The following is a 21601-nucleotide window of genomic DNA, read 5'->3' on the forward strand; positions in this document are numbered from 1 at the left end:
AACATTGGCTTTCTCCATCTTAAGTGATCAACCAGATTATCTCTCCACCGCTCAACGCCTGGCGCGTACCGGAGCATCCTGCAAGACACCCTGGTTATGCAGCCGGCGGCCGATAGCGGCGATATTGCTCTCGCCGACGCGCAAGGCTTCTGCGTTGGTATGCACGGAGTAGTATCCGGCCACGAGATCGTAGGGGTGCTTGACCGCGGCGCCGAGGATGAAGCCGGCATCGGAGCGCGCTTCAAACGTGATCGCTTGATCGCTTTCCTCAAACACGGCGACTTCGCCCGCCGATACCTGCTCCGGCGTCGCCACGATCCCCTGATGCGATGCGATCCAGGCGACGTCGTGCCCCTTGGGCGGCTGGAAGGTCCAGCGTTCTCCGGCCTTGAGGCGTACGTCGAGATACGTGATGCCTTGAGGCGAGGCGACAACGCTTTTCACACCGTCATATTCGCCTGCGATAACCCTGGCGGGACCGACAAAATGGAAGTCGAAAACGCCAAGGTATTGGCTTTGCGGTTCGGCAAGTTCGAGCTCGGGCGGCATCGCGACCCAGAGCTGAAAGCCCTTGATCCGCTCGGTGCCGAACATTTCGCCGCTATGCCAAACGCCACTGCTGGCGCGCATCCATTCAACACCGCCGGTCTCGATGACGCCTTCGCGGCCGGTGGTCTCCTTGTAGGAGGCCTGTCCGGCCAGAATGACGGTCAGCGTCGCAATTCCCGAATGGGGATGAAAGCCGAATTTAGGTGCGGTCGCCGGATCGGCGTCGAAGTAGTCAAGAAACACGAACGGCTTGATCAGCTCACCAACGTCGCCCGGACTGACCAGCCGGGTAACGCGCCCATGCGAGTGTCCACGCGTACGCAGAGCAATCTGCCGGGACGTCTTCTCAGCGCGATTCTGACGCGTGAACACTGCATCGGTCTTCATTTTCATTCTCCAGAAGCTTTGGTTGTCTCTAGGCTTCAAAGCTCAACCCTTGAACCCGGTGAAGCAAGGCAACGAGTTCGTCGCGGCGCAGATAGACAACCAGCGCGTTGAGGACTCCCAGGACGATCGCCGGGACCGGACTGGTGTGCAGGATGAGCACGTGGGTTGCCACGGCGCCGATCATGGTGCCGCCGAGCCATAGGGCGCCGAGCGAAGCCAGGCCGGGAACGAGCAGCGCGACGGCGCCGACCACTTCCACGACGCCGGTCACGACACGAAACCACTGACCGAGTCCGATTTGCGCGAACAAGTCGACCATGAAGGGAACGCCGGCCAGTTTGGCAACGCCGGCCGCAAGGAAAGCCACCGCGATGATGCCCTGCAACGTCCAGGTGCCGATACGACGGGAAGGACGGGCTGATTGGATAGAAACTGCGCTCATATTGGTCTCCATTGGGTGTGAGGTTGAAAGGTGAGGAGAACCTAAGAGGCGGACTGTCCTGGCAACACTCGATTTATTTAGATAATATCCATCGGTTTATCCGATATGTCACCGGGTCACGCGCGATCGATGTCCGGCGTCGGTAAATTCCTGCGGGATGGCGATGGCGGCAATCCCCGGAATCTCCTCCAGTGCGAGCGCGCGCGGCATCGAGAACGGGACTTCACCTTGGCTCGTATACGCATATCTGGTGATCAACTAAGAGCACCGCTGTGCGTACCGAGAACTCAAACACGGGTGTAGTGGTGATGAAGTCCGCCGAGGACGGGGCGTGAACTGATGATGCCGGTTCGCTGAACCGGTCGAGAAATCGGCGGATCCTTGTTCAAGGATCGATGCGTTCGGACGCTATTGTAATAGTTGGCGTAGGATTTTACGATCCGGCGCAACTGTCTCTCGCCCAGGACAATGATGTGGTCCGCACATTCAGATGTCGGATGTGTTCGCGGCTTTATCCGACGACTTAGCCCGCTAACGAGCGCTGAAAGGCAATACGTGCCACGTAGAAAGGTTTCCGTTGTCTCCTGATCCGGAGCCGAGACTGATCGCCGAATCCGGCATTTGCAACGAACTCAGTGCACCCCGCATCGCCTTCAGTTAACCATCGGGTAAAATGCATCCGTCCCGCTCTCCACTATCTAGCTGCAGCGATCCCTGACCAATGGGCATGACGGTCTCCCGACCTCAAGATCGACAGTCGACCTTTTAGGTCGAGATGATATCCACGCCATCGCTCCGATCAGAGCCAGCTTGAAAGGTGTCCCGTCCCGACGGAGCGTCGAAATCCCGAAGAGGCCCGGACGGCACAATCCCACTTGGGTTCAGGGTCGGGTGGCTGCCATAATAATGACCCTTGATATGCGCGAAGTTCACGGTCGGGCCGATCGCTTGATGCTGGTAGAGATAGCGGGTGTAATCCCACAGCGCCGGATATTCGATCAGCGTTCCGCGGTTACATTTGAAGTGACCGTGATAGACCGCGTCGAACCGCACCAGCGTCGTGAATAGCCTCACGTCCGCTTCGGTCAGCTTGTCCCCGACCAGATAACGCTGACGCCGCAATCGCTGTTCGAGCCAAGACAGCGTTTCGAAGACTTCGTGGAACGCTGCCTCGTAAGCCCTCTGACTCGTGGCGACGCCCGCACGATACACGCCGTTGTTGAGTGTCGCGTAAATGCGGGCGTTGACTTCGTCGATCTCGTTTCGGTGCGAGGCGGGATAATAATCTCCCTCTGCTGCGCCTAGGCCGTCGAAGGCGCTGTTGAACATCCTGATGATCTCGGCCGATTCATTCGACACAATGGTGCGCGTGACCTTGTCCCAGAGGACGGGCACGGTGACCCGAGAGGTGCAGTGCGGGTCCGCGAGCGTGTAGATCTCGTGCATTTGCCTGACGCCATTGATGCCGTCCGGTATGACACCTGGACCCGGATCGAAGGTCCACCCCTGTTCGAGCATGAGCCAATGCACGACCGACACGCCGATCATGTGCTCGAGGCCCTTCAGCGCGCGCATGATCAGCGTGCGGTGGGCCCAAGGACAGGCCAGCGAGACATAGAGATGATAGCGGCCGATTTCCGGTTTGAAACGCGCATCCGCGTCGTCCTCGATCCAGTGGCGAAAGACAGAGGGCGGGCGCTGCAGGGCGCCATCCCGGATCATCACTTCGATACCGCTGCGATGCCAGACGCCGTCGATGAGTTCACCCATGGGATTCACTCCTGCGCTCGGTATTGACCAGCGGAGCCACCCCGGTCCCGATCAGTTCGATGGAACGCTGCATCGCGTCGGTCTCCAGCATTGCCGAACTCATTTGGAACGTGACGCGGGAAACACCGCCTAGCGCCTTGCTTGCCGCGAGAATCTTTTCGGCGACGGTCTCCGGGTCGCCGATCAGGAACGCGCCTTCAGGCGAGCACATGGCTTCGAACTGATCACGGGTCGCGGGTGGCCAACCGCGCTCCCGCCCAAGCTCGGTGAACCAATGCGCCCAACCTGGAAAGAAGGCGTCCTTCGCCGCTCGCACGGTGCCTCCGACAAACCCGACGGCATGTACGCCAACTTTGAGCGCATCGGACGAGTGGCCGGCTTTGTGGCCGGCTTGTCTGTAGAGGTCGACGAGGGGACGGAAACGCTCGAAGCTTCCCCCGATGATAGCGATCATCAGGGGCAGACCGAGCGCGCCCGCCCGCATGAACGATTGCGGCGTACCGCCGACACCAAGCCAGATCGGCAATTTCTCTTGCTGCGGTCGAGGAAAAACGCCCTGGCCGCTGAGCGGTGCGCGGAAACGGCCGCGCCACGTCACGTGAGTCTCTTCGCGCAACCTAACCAGCAGGTCGAGCTTCTCCGCAAACAGCGCGTCATAATCGTTCATCGAGAAACCAAAGAGCGGATAAGCTTCGACGGACGATCCTCGCCCAACGACGATTTCGGCACGCCCTTTGGAGATAAGGTCGAGGGTCGCAAAGTCCTGGAACACGCGTACCGGATCGTCCGCGCTTAATACTGTAACGGCACTCGTCAAGCGGATGCGCTTTGTGCGAGCGGCCGCGGCAGCTAGGATTACCGCTGGCGCCGAATCGAGGAATTCCTTTCGGTGATGTTCGCCGATACCGAATACATCGAGTCCGACCTGATCCGCCGTCTCGATCTCGGCCAGCAGATCTTCCATCCGCCGCTCGGGCGGCGTTGTTCTGCCGGTCAGCGGGTCAGCTATGGTCGCGACAAAGCTGTCGATGCCGATTTCCATCGCGCTGCGTCAGCCTTTCGCGTGTCGGGCGTCGATGCTGAAAGATCCCCCGCCGAACGCCGTGATCTGCAACAAGCCGCCGATCATCGCGATGTTCTTGAGGAAATGGATCATTTGGTTCTGATCCGCGAAGTTGTTGTGGAAGAACAATGCCGTGGCCAGGTAAACGCCGCGACTACCAAGCTGACGATGCGGGCTTGATAGCCGACGAGCAGCAGGACACCGCCGCCCACTTCGACAACAATCGCGATCACGTAGCCGAGCAATGGTGCGGGAAGACCCACGGACGCGATATAGCCCTGTGTCACGGTAGGGGCCGCGATCTTGCTTAGCCCACTGAGAATAAATACGGCTGCGATCAGCAACCGGCCGATGGCGGAAAAGGCTGTCGTTTGGGTCACGTCTGTAGGTCCCGTTGCTCCAGCGATATTTCATTGATGTCTTATGCAGCGAGCGTTTCGATCTGCGCTTTTGCCTGCGCGACCGAGGCGGCTTTTGCTTCTTCGCCTAGATTGAGGCCCTCAGCGCGAATGATCGTGACGTCCGTAAGGCCGATAAAGCCCAGAACGCCGAGCAAGTAGCTCTCCTGATGCTCGAGAACGGCGGCCGGGCTTTCGCCGGTATAGATGCCGCCCCGCGTGGACGCGACGAAGACCTTCTTTCCCTTTAGCAGGCCCTCGGGCCCGTTTGCGCCGTACTGAAACGTGCGGCCGGCGACGCACACTCGGTCGATCCAGCCTTTCAGTTGGGAGGGGACGGAAAAGTTGTACATGGGAGAGCCGATCACGATGATATCGGCGGCGAAGAGATCGTCGACGTACGCGCCTCCAACTGCCAAGTCCTGGCCGAGGGCCGGATTGCTGACCTCACCACCTTGAAACACTGCCAGATGCGCATCCGAGAGGTGCAGGCTCGCGTCGACTACCAGGTCGCGACGGATAATGCGTGCGTCAGGGTGAAGCGCCTGTTGCTTCGCCACGATGGCGGCAGTGAGAGCGCGGCTGACCGAATAACCGCCGAGAATGCTGGAATCTATGTGAAGGATTGTCGACATGAGAAAATTCTCCAAGTTGTGCGGCGTGTGAAAGCCCTTTGAGCCGCTGGCATGCCTGGCTAACTGACACGATTGCCTAATCGGCAAAACTGGGTATATTCCGATGCAATCCATCGCCACGACCGATGGAAGGTGACTTCTATGCTCGATGGGGTATCGCTCGATCAACTACGAATCTTCATTGCGGCCACCGATGAACGCAGCTTTTCGGCGGCGGCTGCGGCGGGCTCAATCTGTCATTAGCAAAACGGTGAGCGGACTGGAGACGCAGCTCGGAGTCACCCTGTTCGATCGCTCAGGTCCTCGGCTTGACGACAAACATCTCCGCAACAGCGCGAAGCAGTCGAAAAACTCGGCAAACTCGTTGTCCTGATGGGGGACCAATGCGAGCAATTGGTCGGCAAGACCAACGACGCCATCGACGATTCGGTGGAGGAGCGAGAACAATTCGTCCATCTCGCCGGTATCGGCCTTACGACCGAGTTCATTTTCCACGAACTCGATCGCGCGGTCGGACATACGATCGAACTGCTTGCAGATCTCGATGGCCGATCTCAGAAGTCCGCTCTTGAGGCTCTTGAGGTCCAACTACACACCCTTCAGAAGCGAGTGGCGGCCTTCGACGAACTTGCCGGCGAGAAGCGGCAGACGAAATCGACCTTCGATCTGGGCGACGCGGTTCGCCTCGTCCTGGAGAACCACGAAAATCAATTCAGGCGCCACTCGATCAAGGTGCACTTCGATTTCGACGGTAGCCGCCCTTCTCCATCGCGCGAACGGCGGCGCGATTGCAATCGAAGGCCCCGTTGACGTTAACATCGAAGACTATCCAATTCCATCGTGCCACAGGGCCTTGATCAGCGAACCGCTGCGGCCACGGAACACGAAGACATCTCCAGCGAACGGATCACGACCAAGGCTTTCCTGCACCAATAATGACAAGCCCTGCATGCCCTTGCGCATGTCGGTGCGGCCGGTCGCAATCCAGATCCGTGCGCTCGAAGAGATCGGGATCATCGACGCTCCAGAACCTGCAGCACCCGCGCCAGGGCCGCCGCATCGACGCCGGCATCGACAATCACCCGACGATCCCTGCCAACAATGATCACCATCTGCCCGATCGGCGGGCTGGCAGCAACCGACGCCTCGACCTCAGCCGCAAGAACGACCCGCGCAAAGCTGGATTGCTCGCTTTGAGCGCTGATCGGCTCGCGACTGAACGCGCGCCGCCATGTCATCAGCAACGAACGGGATATGCCATGGCGTCGTGCTGTCGACGATATCGCGCGCGGAGCTTCAAAGCTCTCGGCCACAATCCGCAGCTTCTCCTCATCCGACCAGCGCCGTCGCCGACCAGTCTCGACCACCTCAAGCCGTTCAAGCCGAGTACTGCGCTTATGGCTGTCCATAAGGACTGTTACGCAACAATTGCGCTAATCCAACAAGGCGGTCCTCGCCGGAGGCAGACGATACAAAACGCGACATTTGCCACCAATATGACCACGGCTCGGTCCTGATTGCGGTGACCAGCACGTTGCCGTCCTTTTATTGCGGCGAGCGCGATCATCACAAACCGCGACGATTAACATTCTCGTCTTCGATACGATTTACCTTCGTTATCTGGACTTTGAAGTGTCACGTACACGGTTTCAGCGATCACCTTTCTCCGCGCAACGGACTGCCGAAGCCCGCAGAGGACTCCATATACGAAGTTCACGGTGGCGTCGTCGGCGTAGAGCGCTCGCCACGCCGAGAAGTCCGCCAGCAGGACTTCCGTGCGTCATTGCCTGTTCTTTCGATATGGGCGTCGTTCAGGCCGCGCCAAACCACGACAAATGCGTGCGATATGGGAACCCAATTCTTCCTATGCGATGGAATGTCCGACAATCCCTCGCACCTATCTTTCCCAAAGAGTATCCGACCGATTGGTGTAGATTGCAGAACGCTTGCAGGCCTATCAATGGGAACTGACTCATCAGTATCCTTACGTTAGCTAGGATAAAAGCTCACCGTTCAGGCCCGAACTTCAAAGCGGGACTTTGGATTGATTGTGCGAAATCAAACGACCATCGAGTCGTAGTTGACCAGAATCGAGAAGGTCAGCGCGAGCTGTTTCCACGACCTCGCGCAATTGCGCGCTAGTCGCAACAAAGCTGAATAGCCTAGCCACGGCTTTGGTTAGTGACGTCTGCCCTGCACTATAGTTCTCTGCTGCCACCGGACTGATAGCCACCTTAATTTCATCTAGCGGTAGATATTCTGGCCCGCAAGGAGATCGAGCGTCGGTGGTCTGCTGCCGAAATCATCCCTCGCACACCAAGCACGTTGGTCGGCAGCGAGCGTCTGTTTGCAAGTCTCTTCGCCTGCGCGCACATTGCCGCCGTGAGGCCTTAATCTCCAACGGCTCATTTGCGTTGTCGAAAAACTCGACCGGCTTGCACCATTGGTACAGACGGCCGTGATGTTCGCGGCATCACCAGCGCCGATCGGGATATTCTTGACCAACGCGCCCGCCGTGGGGCCAGGACAGCGTAGTCGGCGATTTGGTCCAAAATGCTGTGGCTAGGTAGTCAATTCACCTGGGCGGAACGCCGCGTGGCCGTGTGGTCTCAACTGGTCTGTGGGTTCGTGGAGCCGCACTTGTCGTGATGATCGATGGAGTTTGTCGATTTGCGCGATATGCCGAGCGCCTTCACGCTGTTGATGAACTCCGCCGGGCTCTGGGTCTGCACACCATTCGCGACTCCGGCCTGGTGATCAACGAAGAGCACCATCGCTTCGCTTGCAGTGAGTCGGCCGTATGTTCATGTAGTCCTGTCTACTCATGGTAGCACTGCGAAATAGCATTCTGTTAGTCAAGGACTCTCGCCCAGCGGGGCGGCTCAGCCGTGTAAATCTTCGCCTCCACCGACATGCCGGGAGATATCCAGCGGAGCGCTTCCCCCGGATCGTCAAAGGTGATTTTAACCGGTACGCGCTGAACGACCTTAACGAAATTCCCGGTCGCGTTCTCGGGTGGGAGCAGTGCAAACTGCGATCCCGTGCCGCGCTGAAGGCTGTCGACGCGTCCCTCGAGTCGAAGGCCGGGGAAGGCGTCAACCCGGATCGTTGCGCGCTGGCCCGGACGAACGTCGGCCAGCTGCGTTTCCTTGAAATTCGCGGTGATATAGAGCGTATCCGGAACGATTGAGAACAACGTCTGCCCAGGCTGCACGTAGTTGCCCGCTTCCACCGTCTTGTTCGCAACACTGCCACCCTCCGTGGCACGGATTTGGGTGTAGGACAGGCTGAGCCGCGCCTGCGCCAAAGCTGCATGCTGGCGTTCGATTGTGGCCTTTGCCTGAACCAGCTGGGTCTGAAGCACAGCCTGATGGGCGCGTGCGGCATCGAGCGCCGCGAGGTCGTGTTGCCAGGTGGCCCGGCGTTGGCCTACGTCCGATTCCGCCTGCTGCAGGCGTTCGACCGTTCCGGAGCCCGTCGTCGCGAGCGACTTGTAGCGATCCAGCTGCTGCTGCGCGAAATCGAGCACTGCCTGGTCACCGTCGACAGCCGATTGGCTTTCGGCGACGATGGCTTGCTGCTCCTTGATCTGCGCTTCGATATTCGACGCATTTGCCTCCGCGCTCTTCAAGTCCGCATTGGCCATATCTACGGCAACCGCGAAGTCCCTTTGATCTAGCTCGATAAGCAAATCATCACGAGCGACTTTCGAATTGTCGTTGACATGCAATCTGGAAACATAGGCGGCAACCTTGGGCACGATCGAAACCACATGCGCGTTCACGTACGCGTCGTCGGTGCTGACCTGCCAGAAGCCTGGCACATAGAAGTAAAGTCCGACAGCCACGACTAGGAAGAGAATGGCGCTCGTCACAAGGGGTCTCCGGCTCGGCCGGACGTCATGCGATGACGGCGCTCTGCCGGCTGCTGCGGGCGGTACTGGTGGGCTGGATGTTTCCCTGAGGACGGTCTGATCGCTCATAGCGGTTTATTTCTACTCTTGAATTGGGAGTCTCATTTCTTCGTCGCCCCAGGCGTCGGCGGTATGATCGGCACCAAACAGAGCGTGATGAAGCCGATCAGGGCCATGAACAGAAAGGCGTCCGCATAGGCCAATGTCGCGGCCTCGCGGCCACCGACCTCGGCAAGCAATTTGGTCGCGACATCATGGCTCTTCAGAGCCGAATAGCCGCCGCGCGCGGCGACCATGTTCGACGCCGTCGTCATCCAGTGCTGCACGACCTGGCTCGATGCTCGCAAATGATCGAACAGGCGCGCGGAATGCAGCGTTTCGCGCCGTTCGACCAGAATCGTAATCACGGCGACGCCAAGGGCCGCGCCGAATTGGCGGAACGTCATATAGAGCGAAACACCGTCGAGAAGCTTTTGCTGTTCAATCCGGGCAACGGTCCCGCTGCCGACGGACGGCAGCAGCGATGAAAGGCACAAGGCATAGAGAACCAGCGGCAGATAGAAATAATAGGCCGGCGTGTCCGTGGTCAGGAATCGATTGATCAGCAGCATCGACGCGATCAGGCAAACCAGCGCGCCGCAAATCGTCTTGCGCTGACCGTAGCGCGCCACGACGCCGACGACCAAAGGACGGACCGCTGCTGCCGTCAAAGCATAGACTGCCATGACCCGGCCGGTTTCCGTCGCGCTCAGCGGGTGCGAGGCGACGTTGCGCAGAAACTCGGGAAGCATATAGAGGCTGCCGGAAAGGATCATGCCGGTGAAAATGCCGATCAGGGCGGACGACAGCACATAGCGATCGAACAGGAGCTCAAGGCCAAGCAGTGGCGCGGGGTTGCGCGGGCTGGTCTGCCAGATCGCAAACAGGATCAAGGCGGTCGCGCCTAGCCAGGCGAGCATGCGGATCCGCGGCGATCCAAACCAGTCGTCGATCTGGCCGCGGCTGAGGATGATTTGCAGCGAGACCAGCGTCACGACGATCAGGATGATGCCCAGCCAGTCGGTCGGCCGTTCCGAGCTTGTCACGGGCAGATCTGGAAAATAGCGCAGCAGCAGCCAAATGGCGATGGCCGCGTAGGCAAGGTTTGGAACACAGATCAGCCGCCAGCTCACATGATCGGTGATATAGCCGCTGAACAGCATCCCGAAGGCACTGGACAGATAAAGCATGGTGGAGACACGCATCAGCGATTCGCTGCGCATCGGCTTTGGCAAAAGCATGTAGACGGTGCCACGCCACCAGACGACCAGGCCCGCCCCCGCCAACCCCTGGAAGGCACGCGCAACCAGCATGGTCTCGAAGCTGTCTGCCGTCGCACTGACGACCGAAGACGCGGCAAACAGCACGACCGAGCCGATCAAATAGCTCTTGTGGCCAATGTAGCCTGCGAGCCAGACACAGACCGGCACGCCCAGGAACAGCGCCGAGCTGTAGACGGTGAGACTCCAGCTCGCTTCGTCGCCCGAGACGCCGAAGCTGCCGGTGATATCGGTCAGACAAAGGTTGATGCTGTCGGCAGTGTAGAATTCCATGCCGGTCGTAAAGCCCAGCCCCAGCAACAGCATGTTGAGGTGCCGCGGGGAAAAGGCCGACATTGCCGGGGTGTGGGGCGAGGTGTCAACTGCTGTTGATGGGGTCAGCTCGGTCATCGCACAACGTCATCCCTGCAAATCGTACCAGGCCACTAGAATGAATGCGCCAACAAGGCCAAGATGCTCGAAGAATGAATTCTCGGTCGCATATCGTTTCGCAAGTGGCGCATCCCAGAAGCGGTTCGCCACAAACGTCGCGGCCAAGGTGAAGGCTCCCAGCATCAGCGCGCCTGCCCAACGGAAGAGGCCGCTCAGCACCAGCAGCGATGCTCCAATCTCCATCGCGATCACCATGATGGCAAGCGGGGTCAGCGGCCTCAAGCCGAATTGCTTCATTTCGTCGAGCGCAGCGCGGAAGTCGAGGCCCTTGGTGAAACCACCTTGCAGATAGGCGCTACACAGGCAGAGCAAGGCTATCCAGTGCAGCGCAGGCGTGCAGAACAAGGGCGCCAGCTTGGCGACGATCGCTGCGTTGAGCGTATAGAGCCAGCTCATCGCAACCTCGCTAAAGGCTATTCGCGAGTAAAAATGATCTCCTATTGCAGCAGCAGATCGACTTTCGAGTCATGCCCTTCGTCAACCGGCCGATCAGAACGATGAGCGTCATTTCGTGCCTTCCGTTTGACGCCGCGCCCCAATTGGTCAGGCGGGGCGGCGGTGTTTCACCGTGAAGCGATTTGAAGAATTGATCGAATTGACACGGATACACCCGAAAAGATCGCGATCGATGCCAGATAGAGGCCCACGAACCAAAGCAAATCTTTTCGCCACCCGCTCATGATTCCCAGCCCTCCTCGGGAGTCTTCCCGCGGAACACGTGATATGCGAATGCCGAATACGCCAGTACGATTGGCGTGACGACGACCGCTCCCGCCAGCATGAATACGTGACTCAGCGTCGCCGAAGCGGCCTCCCACAGCGATAGCTGGAAGGGTACGATGTATGGGAAAATCACAATTGCGAGTCCCGCGACGCCGCAAGCGAACAGGATCAAGCCCTGCAGGAACGGGCGAATTGCGGGCTCTCGTCCGACCGAGCGAAGGAGGACCGCCACCACCACGAAAAACACACTGGTGATCATCCCAAGAACAACTGGATACGCGGCCCAAGCTGCTTGAACCCGGGGCTGCACCAGGATCCCGGCGATACAGGTGACGACGGCAAGCCCCGCAAATATCGGCGTACCGACCGACAGGCTGGTTTCAGCAAAGTGCTGCAATTTGGCGCTTGCTTTTAAATGAAGCCAACCCGCTCCCAGCACCACGTAACCTGAAAGCACCGCGACGGCGGTGAGCGCACAAAACGGGCGGAACACATCGAAGACGCTTCCCGAGAAATGTTCGCCGGTGACGGCGACACCTTGTATCAACGCGCCGACGATCAAGCCCTGGAAGAGCGCGGCCAATATAGAGCCGATGCCGAACGCGACATCCCAGATCCGGCGCCCACGGTCGACCTGATAGCGGAACTCGAATGACACGCCGCGAAGTCCCAAACTCAACAACATCGCGATGAGGGGAATATAGAAGGCGGGCAGCAAGATGCCGTAAGCGATCGGGAAACCCGCCAGAAGGCCGACACCCGCCATAATCAACCAGGTTTCGTTGCCGTCCCAGGTCGGCGTGATCGAATCGACCATGCGATCACGCAGTGTCTCGTCGGGTTGGAAGAGTAGCAACGCACCGACACCGAGATCGAATCCGTCTAGTAACACGTACAGCGTCATGGCGAAGGCAATGAAAAGCGCTGAAAGGAGAGGTAAGTCCATAGCAGCTACTCCGCGGGCACGATGTTAATAACCGCGGGACTCAGTGCCGGCTTCAGCGAGCCGGTCGGTTCTGCATATTCAGATGCATGCTTCGGACCGCGTCGGATGAACCGCACCGTGAAAACGAGAAATGCAGCCATGAACAGCGTGTAGATGCAGACAAATGCAATCAATGTCGAAAGCAGGACGTTCGCAGGCACCGGCGAGACGGCGTCGGCCGTTCTCAGCATACCCCAGATGACCCAGGGTTGCCGACCGGTTTCGGCAACGTACCAGCCGCCCAAGGTTGCGAAGATGCCTGATGGCGTCATCGCTACCAGCGCCCTCAGGAACCATCGGGTGGTGCAGAGCCTTCCCAAATAGCGCAGCCACAGAGAGGCAACGGCGATCCCGAACATGAGAATGGCCGTCCCATACATGACTCGGAAGCCATAGAAAACCAGCCCCATGGAGGGCTGCCGCTCGACCGGCGTGTTGGAGAGACCGTCGACCTCCCCGTTCAGGCTGTGAGTAAGCCAGATACTTCCCAGGTACGGTATGCCCAGCGCAAATCGGTTGCGCTGCTTCTCCTGGTCTGGAACGATAATCCAATAATACGGAGCGGGAGAGTCCGACTTTTTCTCCCAAAATCCTTCAGCTGCCTGCATCTTCGAAGGCTGCAGCTCCAGCATTTTTCCGTAAAGAATGTCGCCGAGAAAGACCTGACAGGCGATCAAAACAGTCGCGAAGGCGGTTCCCAAGGAAACAGTGCGTCGCCCAAAATCAAGATGTTCGCCGCGGAGCAGATACCAGGCGCCTATACCCGCAACCAGGAACGATCCGGTGATATAGGCCGCCGCCAGCATATGCGGCAGACGGTACAGCCAGGAAGGGTTGACGATAACGCGGAGCCAATCGGTAACCACCACCCTTCCGTTCTCGACGCTGACCCCATCGGGTGACTGCATCCAGCTATTCGCCGACAAGATCCATGATGCCGACAGCAAGGTGCCCAGGGCGACCATGCATGTCGCAAAGAAGTGCAGCCTCGGGCCGACGCGGTTGAGGCCGAATAGCATGATGCCCAAAAACCCGGCCTCGAGAAAAAACGAAGTTAGAACTTCCAAGGCTATCATGGGGCCGATGGCTGGACCCGCCATCTGGCCGAATTTGGCAAAGCCCAGACCGAATTCGAACGACAACACGATCCCCGTCACGACGCCGACGCCGAAGCCCATGGCGAAAATGCCGAGCCAGAACCGGTAGATCTGGAGATAGAGTGGATCTTTGGTCTTGAGCCATAACCCCTCGACAATAGCCAGGAATGCCGCAAGCCCGATCGACATCGTCGGAAAAATGATGTGGAAGCTCACGGTGAACGCGAATTGAACACGCGCCAAAAGTTCGGAATCGATCGTCATCGTCCTGCATCCGGAAGTTGCTTCGAGTTGAAAATCCAAATAGCCACGGCGATGAATGCCGCCAACGAGGCTAGGGACACGGACAGGCCGAATACGCCGATGATCCCGAAGAAGAACCCGACGCCCGCGAGAGCGACGACACAATTCTTGATCAAACCCGTGTAACCCATCGCTTCCTTCCGTTGCTCCTCAGCGAAGTGCTCGTCGGCAAGCTCCAAGGTCTACCAACGTCTGTCATACGGCCCAGCAGGCGCAGCCCAGTGCGCCCCAGAAGCTCTTCAGGTCGGAGATCGGCAGACGTTTAGACCATGCTCGCGCGTGATCGTGACCGTGAATATCGCAGAGGTTTCCGCACCCGCATGCCTGCATGGTACGTGCGCTTACGGCTTGCGCCTTACCATCATCGGCTCCGACCCAGTTTCCGTAGCCGCCAAAGTTGCGCACGGGCGACCAATCTGGCATGGCTGGCGGCGGCGCAGATGTATCGAGCGATTTGAAGAGTCCGGCTCCATAGACTATCCGCCCGCCGACGATCGTCAGTTCGCTCGTCGTGTCGGCGATCGCGCTCTCCGCGCACGAGAAGAAATCCCGATCCGGAACGATCAGATCGGCGAACTGTCCAACTTCGATACGTCCCTTCTTTCCTTCTTCTTTGGAAAACCAAGTGACGTTCTCCGTCCACATCCGCAAGGCCGTGTCGCGGTCTAGACAATTGCGCCGCGGATAGATCCCGAGGCCGCCCACGGTTCTACCGGTGACAAGCCAAGCCAGACCGACCCAAGGATTGTAAGAAGCCACGCGCGTAGCGTCGGTGCCGGCCGAGATCTTCACGCCCCTGTCGATGATCTTCTTGATCGGTGGAGTCGCCTCCGCGGCTCCGACGCCGTAACGCTCGACGAAATATTCGCCCTGATACGCCATGCGGTGTTGAACGGCGATACCACCGCCAAGCGCTGCGATCCGATCTATGGATTGGTCCGAGATCGTCTCCGCGTGGTCGAAAAACCAGTGTAGCCCGCTCAGCGGCGTATCCTGATTGACCTTCTCGAAGACGTCCAGCGCTCGCGAGATCGTCTCGTCGTACGTCGCGTGCAGCCGCCAAGGCCACTGATTTTGGACGAGGATACGGACGACTTCCTCGAGTTCACGCTCCATCTCCGCAGGCATGTCGGGGCGCGGCACACGAAAATCCTCGAAGTCGGCCGCCGAGAACACCAGCATCTCGCCGGCTCCGTTATGACGAAAGTAGTCGGTGCCCTGCTTATAGCGCGATGTGCTGGTCCAATTCAGGAAGTCGGTCTTCTCGCCCTTCGGCTTTTGGGTGAATAAATTGTAGGCGAGGCGGATCGTCAACTGACCTTCGTCGCTGAGCTTCTGGATGACCGCGTAGTCCTCAGGATAGATTTGGGAGCCACCACCAGCGTCGATCGCCCCCGTTACGCCGAGCCGGTTCAATTCGCGCATGAAATGTCGGGTCGAATTGATCTGATACTCGAAGGGGAGCTTCGGTCCCTTGGCGAGCGCGGTATAGAGGATATTTGCGTTGGGCTTGGCCAGCAAAAGACCGGTCGGATTGCCGTTCGCGTCGCGCGCTATCTCCCCGCCTGGCGGCTCCGGCGTATCCTTTGTGTACCCGACTGCGCGAAGAGCGGCGCCGTTCAACATGGCACGATCGTAAAGATGCAAGATGAAGACCGGAGTGTCGGGCGCCGCCACGTTCAATTCTTCGATTGTGGGCAGGCGTTTCTCGACGAACTGATGTTCAGTGAACCCACCTACCACTCGGACCCACTGCGGAGGTGGCGTGATCGCTACCTGCTTCTTGAGCATAGCCATCGCGTCGGCCAACGACCACACTCCGTCCCACCGCAGCTCCATATTGAAATTCAGGCCGCCGCGGATGATGTGCAGATGGTTGTCGATCAGGCCCGGCAGCACACGGCGACCCTTGAGGTCGATGACCCTGGCGCCGGTGCCGGCAAGAGCGAAGACTTCGTGGTCGGAGCCGACCGCGACGAACTTTCCGTCCTTGATCGCCACCGCGCTGGCCGCCGGCTTGGAACGATTCAGCGTTGCGATAAGTCCGTTATGCAATACCAGGTCTGACAGCTCGGCAGTCATGACAGCTTCCTTTCGTTCACGTCGGCGACGGTAACGAGCCTTGCACCGTACCGCCCCGAAAGTACGCCAGGTGATTGATGATCTGGGTTACCGCGCAAGCGCTCCCAAACGATGTTCCCGAAAGCAGATGCCTTCCGAAAAGCAGCTGTCTTCCGATCGGACTCACCGGCTCGCCCGCCAAGATGCCCAACAATCCGATTAGAGCGACCAGCGGCGGAGCCGGTGAGCGGACCGACAAAAGACTGCAGATGATTCCGACGAGAACCACTTTTCATGACATGCGCCTCGGCGCCCGCCTTGGAACAAGAACGTTGCTGCGGACCACCAAATGAAGCGAAACTTTCACTTCGCCGGGTTTGGCCCAATACGCTGGCCATGCTTGACGCGCTCCGGCGCCTTGTGCACGTGCGTATAGGCATAGTCCACGCCCATGCCGTATGCTCCTGAATGCTCCTTCACGATGCCCATCACTGCATCGTAGGTCTCTCGGCGCGCCCAATCGCGCTGCCACTCGAGCAGTACCTGCTGCCACGTCATCGGTACCATGCCGGCTTGAACCATCCGATCCATCGCGAACTTTTGCGCGTCTGCCGACGTGGCGCCTGACGCGTCCGCGACTATGTACATTTCGTAATCAGTGTCGTGCAGGCAACTGAGGGCGAAGGTGTTAACGCAAACCTCCGTCCAGAGGCCCGCGGCGACGATCTTCTTACGGCCGCCCGCTGCATGCTTGGCCAACGCGTCGCGGACGTTCTGATCGTCCCACGAATTCATGGAACTTCGTTCGAGGATTTGATTCTCGGGAAACACCGCAAGCAATTCGGGATAGGTATTGCCGGAGAAGGCGTCGGATTCGACCGTCGTGATGGTCGTGGGGATCCCAAAGACTTTCGCAGCCTTAGCCAGGCCGACGACATTGTTCTTCAATGTCTGTCGATCGATGGATTGCACGCCAAATGCCATCTGAGGCTGTTGGTCGATGAATATGACCTGACAGTTTTTCGGGGTCAGAACTTCCAGATATTTCGACATCGTGTTCTCCTTCAGGATCTTGAAGCCAATGAAATGAACTTTCGGCGAGAATCTCATCCACCTGCGCCGGAGCGCTTTGCAGCCTGCCTGCGCGCTACTTCGGCGGCGGTTATCCCTTCAAGCGCCAGTCCGTAGCCGGTTCCTTCGTCGATAAGCCGTCGGAGCCTCTGTGTGAGGGCGATCCGAGTATAGCTGCTTGTCAGCGGCGGCATCTTCGCGATACCTTCGGCTATCTCGTGCGCGCGAGCAAGCAAGCCGGTTGCCGGTACGATCTCGTTGACCACGCCCCACTCTTTCGCGGTCTTGGCGTCGAGCTTCTGTCCAGTCAGAAGGAAGTAGCGGCCTCGGATCGAGCCAATCACTTCCGGCCAGAGAAGGTGCATGCCGTCACCTGGGGTGATGCCGAACTCCGGATGAGGAAAATCCTGAAATACGGTTTCAGGTGTCGCAATTATGATGTCGGTGAGCAGGGCATATTCACTGTGAAGCAGGACCGGCCCGTTGATGGCTGTGATCATTGGGACCTCGATGTCCAGTATATTCATAAGAACCTTTTTGCCCTCGCGATAGATCTTGTCGTAGCCCATCGGCGTGAAGAAATCGAAGCCGTCTTGGGTAATTGAATCCATGAACGCGTCGCCAGCTCCTGTCAGGATCACGACCCGGTTTTCTCTGTCCTCTCCGATCGTATGAAACAGGTCGACAAACTGTTCGTGCGTGAAACCATTGAAGACGAGCTTGTCCCCGTTCGTATGCAGTACGACCTCCAGTACGCCGCTATCTGAACGCGTGAGGCGTGCGTTCGGGAAAGAGTTGCGGTAATCTTCGAAGGGTGACATTTGAGTTCTCCAGTATGGTTCGAACCAACTCCGATGTTCGGTGCTCTATCGGTCGGAACCGCTCGCCAAATGCAGCGAACTCGAAAGAACTATCGACCGGTGTAACGCGACTTGATATGCGCTTTTTTGCTCTGGTCTTCAGAGCGACGCGCTGTCAAGGTAGATCGAAATTTCGTCCACCGCGCGCGTCGGCTGTCTTCCTCGAGGCAGTTCGATGAGCCTTCGCGACGGGGACGTCATGGGGTCCGGATTGAATTTCCTTGTGGCTTCGAAGGCCCAATTCGAGTTCTGCAAGTGTTGCAACTCGGAACTCATTCGGATGCCAAGTCCAGCATGTTCGTGCGCGCCGTGAATGACTTGGAGTGGCTGGTGAAGGTCGTGACCTGCTATGGCTGGCAGAACCGCCTTAATATTCGCGCCACTCTGGTGCCTGACTAGTGGCCGTCAGACTCCACGATAAAGGCACACCAGCGGACGTCCGAAAACTCGCGTTACGTTCTTCCGTCTCGATATGGTCGCTCGCGTTGTGCATGCGCGTTTCTCCTGAGATAGGTAATCTCGAAAGATTGCAAGGCGCAAGGTGGAGCGGTCGGCGCGAGAAAGCGAGTTAAACGTTCTAAAACGTTGTTAATCGTGTTGGGCAGTGCACGCACGACCGTGCGTAGCTTCAGAGAGAGGGAACCTAACGAGCCAAGCCAGCCGAAACGAGCGTCAGGACGAGGCCGCGCTGATGGAGGTTGCCCAGCGCCGCAGCAATGCTGATCGCAAGCTGCAAAAAGCGTCTGGCCTCCATCGGTCTGGTTAAGTGCAGCTTGAGCGGCTCACCGCCGGGATCCTCGATCACCAACCGCGATCTCGTCGATCGAAAGGGTGGTGCCGACTTGATGCAGCCGGGCGGCTTTCATAGTGGCCATGTGGTTTCCTTCCCTGATGGTCTGTGACGGTGACTGGCGCGCAATACGGCGTCGCGCTCCGACCGGTAGGGTCGTCGCTTGGATCGTCGGTCCGCGTTGCGAAGTTCGAGCGCGCTGTCGGCTGGGCCGATAGCTTCGCTCGTCAACCCGTTTCAGTTCTGCTGCAGTCATCGTTTCCTCCACGCGCTCGGCGGCGCTTTTTCTTCTTGCTCTGACTATCGAACGAGCCGGCCTAGGCCACAACGCATTCCCGCAAACTGTTCGCGATGCGAACATGGCGAAGCGCCCGGCTAGTAGGTCGCTCGCCCGCCCGAGAGGTCGAATACGGCGCCAGTGCTGAACGAGCACTCCTCGCTCGCGAGCCAGCAGACCAGCGATGTCGCCTCTTCGATCGTCCCGAACCGTCCGAGCGGAATCTTCGAAAGCATGAACTCGATGTGCTGGGCCGTCATTTGGTCGAACAAGGACGTCTTTATCGCCGCCGGCGTGATGCAGTTGACGCGGATCCCGGTCGCGGCTGTTTCCTTGCCGAGAGATTTAGTGAGCGCGATCACGGCCGCCTTAGACGCGCTGTAGGCCGAAGCGTTCGGGTTGCCTTCCTTTCCCGCTACGGAGGCGACGTTGACGATACGACCGTAGCCGCCGTCCATCGCACGGACGGCAGCGCGGTTGCAGTAGAAGGCGCCGTTGACATTGACATCGAAGACTTTGCGCCAATCGCTGCTCGGATAGTCCTTCACGGCAGTGTTCGGCCCCGTGATGCCGGCGCTGGCGACCAGAATGTCGAGCCGGCCGCCAAGGCCGTCGATGCTCCGCCGCATGGCGGCATCGACGGCGTCTTCGGCCGCGATGTCGACCTGCTGCGTATCCGCGGCGCCGGCTTCCGCCGCTGCGGAGACAAGAGCGGAGGCATTCAAGTCCCACATGGAGACGCGGGCGCCTTCGGCCGCCAGGCGACGCGCCACGTCGCGACCGATACCGGACGCCGCGCCGGTGACGACCGCCGTTCGACCTTCGAACCTCTTGCCGTAGACGCTCACGTCCGCGTCTCCGGACCGGGCGACCATTCGCGGGTTTGCTGACGCTGTGTGCCGACCCCCTCAATCCAGAGCGTCATCACGTCGCCCGGCTTGAGGTAGATCGCCTCGGGCTTCTTGCCCATGCCGACGCCGGGCGGCGTCCCCGTCGCGATGATGTCGCCGGGCATCAGGGTCATAAAGCGGCTGACGTAGCTGACGATCTCGGCGCAGTCGAAGATCATGGTACGGGTGTTACCCGACTGCATGCGTTGCCCGTTGACGTCGAGCCAGACCTCGAGCGCCTGTGGGTCGGGGACCTCATCCGTCGTCACCAGCCACGGCGCCACAGGCTCGAAGCTGTCGCAGCCTTTTCCTTTGTCCCACGTGCCGCCACGTTCCATCTGGTACTCGTGCTCGCTGACGTCGTTCACGACGCAGTAGCCGGCGACGTGGGCGAGTGCATCAGCGCGCTCTACGTAGGAAGCTCGCGTGCCGATCACGATCCCGAGCTCCACTTCCCAGTCCGACTTCTTCGAACCTTTCGGCAGAACGACATCGTCGTTTGGTCCGCTGAGCGAGGTGATCGCCTTCTGAAACACGATGGGCTCGGAGGGCTGCGGAAGGTTCGCCTCGGCAGCATGATCGGCATAGTTCAGACCGATCGCGATGAATTTTCCGACACCGGCGACCGGCACGCCCAACCGCGGCTCCCCGGTGACGAGCGGCAATTCGGATGGTGCGATGGCTGCGATCTTCTGCAGCGTTGAACGAGACAGATTGGCGGGCGTGATGTCCGCGACGACACCGGACAGGTCGCGCAGCCTTCCCTGATCGTCGAAGAGCCCCGGCTTTTCGGCGCCGGGATTGCCAAAGCGGACGAGCTTCATCTGGTGTTCCTTTGGTGCGTAGCGTTAGGCGAATCGCGCCGAAACGGTCCCGAGCCCGGCGATATTGGCCTCGAATGCGTCGCCCGGATTCACGGGCACCATCGGCCCCAGCGCTCCGGAGAGAACGACGTCGCCGGCGCGCAGCGGCCGCTTGCGACGCGCCAGTTCGCCGGCGAGCCAGGCCATCGCGTTGAGCGGATTGCCGAGACAGGCTGCGCCGGTCCCCTTCGAGACGACTTCGTCCTTCCTCGTCATCTGCATCTGGAGCGCGCGGAGGTCCAAGCCGTCGAGCTGCCGGACGGGTCCTCCCAGAACGAAGAGGCCAGACGAAGCGTTGTCGGCGACCGTATCGACGATGCCGATATCCCATTTGGTGATGCGGCTGCCGACGATCTCGAGCGCAGGCATCGCGTAGGCCACGGCCCGGAGCACGTCGGCCACGGTCGGCGTTTCGACCTCGACGTCGCGGTCGAGAAGGAAGGCTACTTCCGCCTCGATCTTCGGCTGCAGGACACGGCCCGCAGCGACAGGCTCGTCCTCACCTACGATCATATCGGCGAAGAGAACGCCGAAGTCCGGGCGATCGACGCCGAGTTGCTTCTGGACCGCGCGCGAGGTCAGCCCAATCTTGCTTCCGACCACGCGCCGGCCCTCCTTCTCCCAGTGGGCGGTGTTCTCCTGCTGGATGGCGTAGGCCGCATCGACATCGAGTTCGGCGAGTTGCGTCCGGATGGGCGCGATCGGGGTGCCGGCGTACGCTGCGCGGATCTGGGCGGCGAGCTCGCCGTGCTTGGTTTGCTGGCTCATCTGAA

At 59.4% G+C, this 21601-nt stretch carries 21 protein-coding genes and 3 pseudogenes; 2 read left to right on the plus strand and 22 right to left on the minus strand.

Annotation, left to right across the window (positions count from 1 at the left end):
• Positions 1-51: 51 nt before the first annotated feature.
• From ACP2YO_RS41855 to ACP2YO_RS41880, 6 genes and pseudogenes are all read right to left on the minus strand, one after another.
• On the minus strand, positions 52-936 hold the full coding sequence (locus ACP2YO_RS41855) for a pirin family protein (RefSeq protein ID WP_426437031.1): 885 nt from the start codon (positions 934-936) through the stop codon (positions 52-54).
• Between the two features lie 28 nt (positions 937-964).
• Positions 965-1378 (minus strand): DoxX family protein, encoded by a 414-nt coding sequence (locus tag ACP2YO_RS41860; protein WP_426437032.1) that lies wholly within the window; start codon positions 1376-1378, stop codon positions 965-967.
• A 765-nt stretch (positions 1379-2143) separates the two neighbouring features.
• Positions 2144-3148, minus strand: coding sequence for a glutathione S-transferase family protein (locus tag ACP2YO_RS41865; RefSeq protein WP_426437033.1), 1005 nt, complete (start codon positions 3146-3148; stop codon positions 2144-2146).
• The gene (locus ACP2YO_RS41870; RefSeq protein WP_426437034.1) at positions 3141-4190 is read right to left on the minus strand and encodes an LLM class flavin-dependent oxidoreductase; all 1050 of its coding nucleotides are present in this window, start codon (positions 4188-4190) and stop codon (positions 3141-3143) included. Before ACP2YO_RS41870 ends, ACP2YO_RS41865 begins: the two co-directional genes overlap by 8 nt.
• A 9-nt stretch (positions 4191-4199) precedes the next feature.
• Positions 4200-4591 (minus strand): annotated as a pseudogene (locus ACP2YO_RS41875) (DoxX family protein).
• 41 nt (positions 4592-4632) lie between these two features.
• On the minus strand, positions 4633-5244 hold the full coding sequence (locus tag ACP2YO_RS41880; protein WP_309182265.1) for an FMN-dependent NADH-azoreductase: 612 nt from the start codon (positions 5242-5244) through the stop codon (positions 4633-4635).
• Between the two features lie 141 nt (positions 5245-5385).
• Between ACP2YO_RS41880 and ACP2YO_RS41885 the strand changes: the two are divergent.
• Together ACP2YO_RS41885 and ACP2YO_RS41890 are read left to right on the plus strand one after the other, a co-directional pair.
• Positions 5386-5551 (plus strand): annotated as a pseudogene (locus ACP2YO_RS41885) (helix-turn-helix domain-containing protein); the annotation flags it as partial.
• 86 nt (positions 5552-5637) lie between these two features.
• Positions 5638-6054 carry a hypothetical protein gene (locus ACP2YO_RS41890; RefSeq protein ID WP_426437035.1) on the plus strand — a complete coding sequence of 139 codons (417 nt, stop codon included), beginning with the start codon at positions 5638-5640 and terminating at the stop codon, positions 6052-6054.
• 15 nt (positions 6055-6069) lie between these two features.
• Here ACP2YO_RS41890 and tnpB read toward each other — a convergent pair whose 3' ends face one another.
• From tnpB to ACP2YO_RS41970, 16 genes and pseudogenes are all read right to left on the minus strand, one after another.
• Positions 6070-6261, minus strand: a complete 192-nt coding sequence (gene tnpB, locus ACP2YO_RS41895) for an IS66 family insertion sequence element accessory protein TnpB (protein WP_426437036.1) — start codon at positions 6259-6261, stop codon at positions 6070-6072.
• Entirely contained in the window at positions 6258-6557 is a 300-nt protein-coding gene (locus tag ACP2YO_RS41900; protein WP_426437037.1) for a transposase, read from the minus strand. The genes tnpB and ACP2YO_RS41900 overlap by 4 nt, the downstream gene beginning before the upstream one ends.
• A gap of 1538 nt (positions 6558-8095) precedes the next feature.
• On the minus strand, positions 8096-9118 hold the full coding sequence (locus ACP2YO_RS41905; protein ID WP_426437038.1) for an HlyD family secretion protein: 1023 nt from the start codon (positions 9116-9118) through the stop codon (positions 8096-8098).
• Positions 9119-9258: 140 nt separating this feature from the next.
• Entirely contained in the window at positions 9259-10866 is a 1608-nt protein-coding gene (locus ACP2YO_RS41910) for an MFS transporter (RefSeq protein ID WP_426437039.1), read from the minus strand.
• Between the two features lie 9 nt (positions 10867-10875).
• Positions 10876-11304: a DoxX family protein gene (locus tag ACP2YO_RS41915; protein ID WP_426437040.1), complete on the minus strand. Its 429-nt coding sequence runs from the start codon at positions 11302-11304 to the stop codon at positions 10876-10878.
• Positions 11305-11584: 280 nt separating this feature from the next.
• A complete protein-coding gene (cydB, locus tag ACP2YO_RS41920) occupies positions 11585-12577 on the minus strand; it encodes a cytochrome d ubiquinol oxidase subunit II (RefSeq protein WP_426437041.1) in 993 nt (330 codons plus the stop codon).
• Positions 12578-12582: 5 nt separating this feature from the next.
• Positions 12583-13977 (minus strand): cytochrome ubiquinol oxidase subunit I, encoded by a 1395-nt coding sequence (locus tag ACP2YO_RS41925; RefSeq protein ID WP_426437042.1) that lies wholly within the window; start codon positions 13975-13977, stop codon positions 12583-12585.
• A complete protein-coding gene (locus ACP2YO_RS41930; protein ID WP_426437043.1) occupies positions 13974-14195 on the minus strand; it encodes a hypothetical protein in 222 nt (73 codons plus the stop codon). The genes ACP2YO_RS41925 and ACP2YO_RS41930 overlap by 4 nt, the downstream gene beginning before the upstream one ends.
• Before the next feature lie 16 nt (positions 14196-14211).
• On the minus strand, positions 14212-16098 hold the full coding sequence (locus tag ACP2YO_RS41935) for an amidohydrolase (protein ID WP_426437044.1): 1887 nt from the start codon (positions 16096-16098) through the stop codon (positions 14212-14214).
• A 118-nt stretch (positions 16099-16216) separates the two neighbouring features.
• Positions 16217-16366: pseudogene (locus tag ACP2YO_RS41940) on the minus strand (DUF1427 family protein); the annotation flags it as partial.
• Between the two features lie 74 nt (positions 16367-16440).
• Positions 16441-17130, minus strand: a complete 690-nt coding sequence (locus ACP2YO_RS41945; RefSeq protein WP_426443448.1) for a hydrolase — start codon at positions 17128-17130, stop codon at positions 16441-16443.
• A 53-nt stretch (positions 17131-17183) separates the two neighbouring features.
• On the minus strand, positions 17184-17969 hold the full coding sequence (locus tag ACP2YO_RS41950) for an enoyl-CoA hydratase/isomerase family protein (RefSeq protein WP_426437045.1): 786 nt from the start codon (positions 17967-17969) through the stop codon (positions 17184-17186).
• 682 nt (positions 17970-18651) lie between these two features.
• The gene (locus ACP2YO_RS41955; protein ID WP_426437046.1) at positions 18652-18816 is read right to left on the minus strand and encodes a hypothetical protein; all 165 of its coding nucleotides are present in this window, start codon (positions 18814-18816) and stop codon (positions 18652-18654) included.
• A 357-nt stretch (positions 18817-19173) separates the two neighbouring features.
• Positions 19174-19923 (minus strand): SDR family NAD(P)-dependent oxidoreductase, encoded by a 750-nt coding sequence (locus ACP2YO_RS41960; protein WP_426437047.1) that lies wholly within the window; start codon positions 19921-19923, stop codon positions 19174-19176.
• On the minus strand, positions 19920-20789 hold the full coding sequence (locus tag ACP2YO_RS41965) for a fumarylacetoacetate hydrolase family protein (RefSeq protein WP_426437048.1): 870 nt from the start codon (positions 20787-20789) through the stop codon (positions 19920-19922). The genes ACP2YO_RS41960 and ACP2YO_RS41965 overlap by 4 nt, the downstream gene beginning before the upstream one ends.
• A gap of 24 nt (positions 20790-20813) precedes the next feature.
• Positions 20814-21596 (minus strand): 2-keto-4-pentenoate hydratase, encoded by a 783-nt coding sequence (locus ACP2YO_RS41970; RefSeq protein ID WP_426437049.1) that lies wholly within the window; start codon positions 21594-21596, stop codon positions 20814-20816.
• Positions 21597-21601: the final 5 nt, after the last annotated feature.

The sequence above is a fragment of the Bradyrhizobium genosp. P genome (assembly GCF_049949265.1).
Lineage (GTDB): Bacteria > Pseudomonadota > Alphaproteobacteria > Rhizobiales > Xanthobacteraceae > Bradyrhizobium.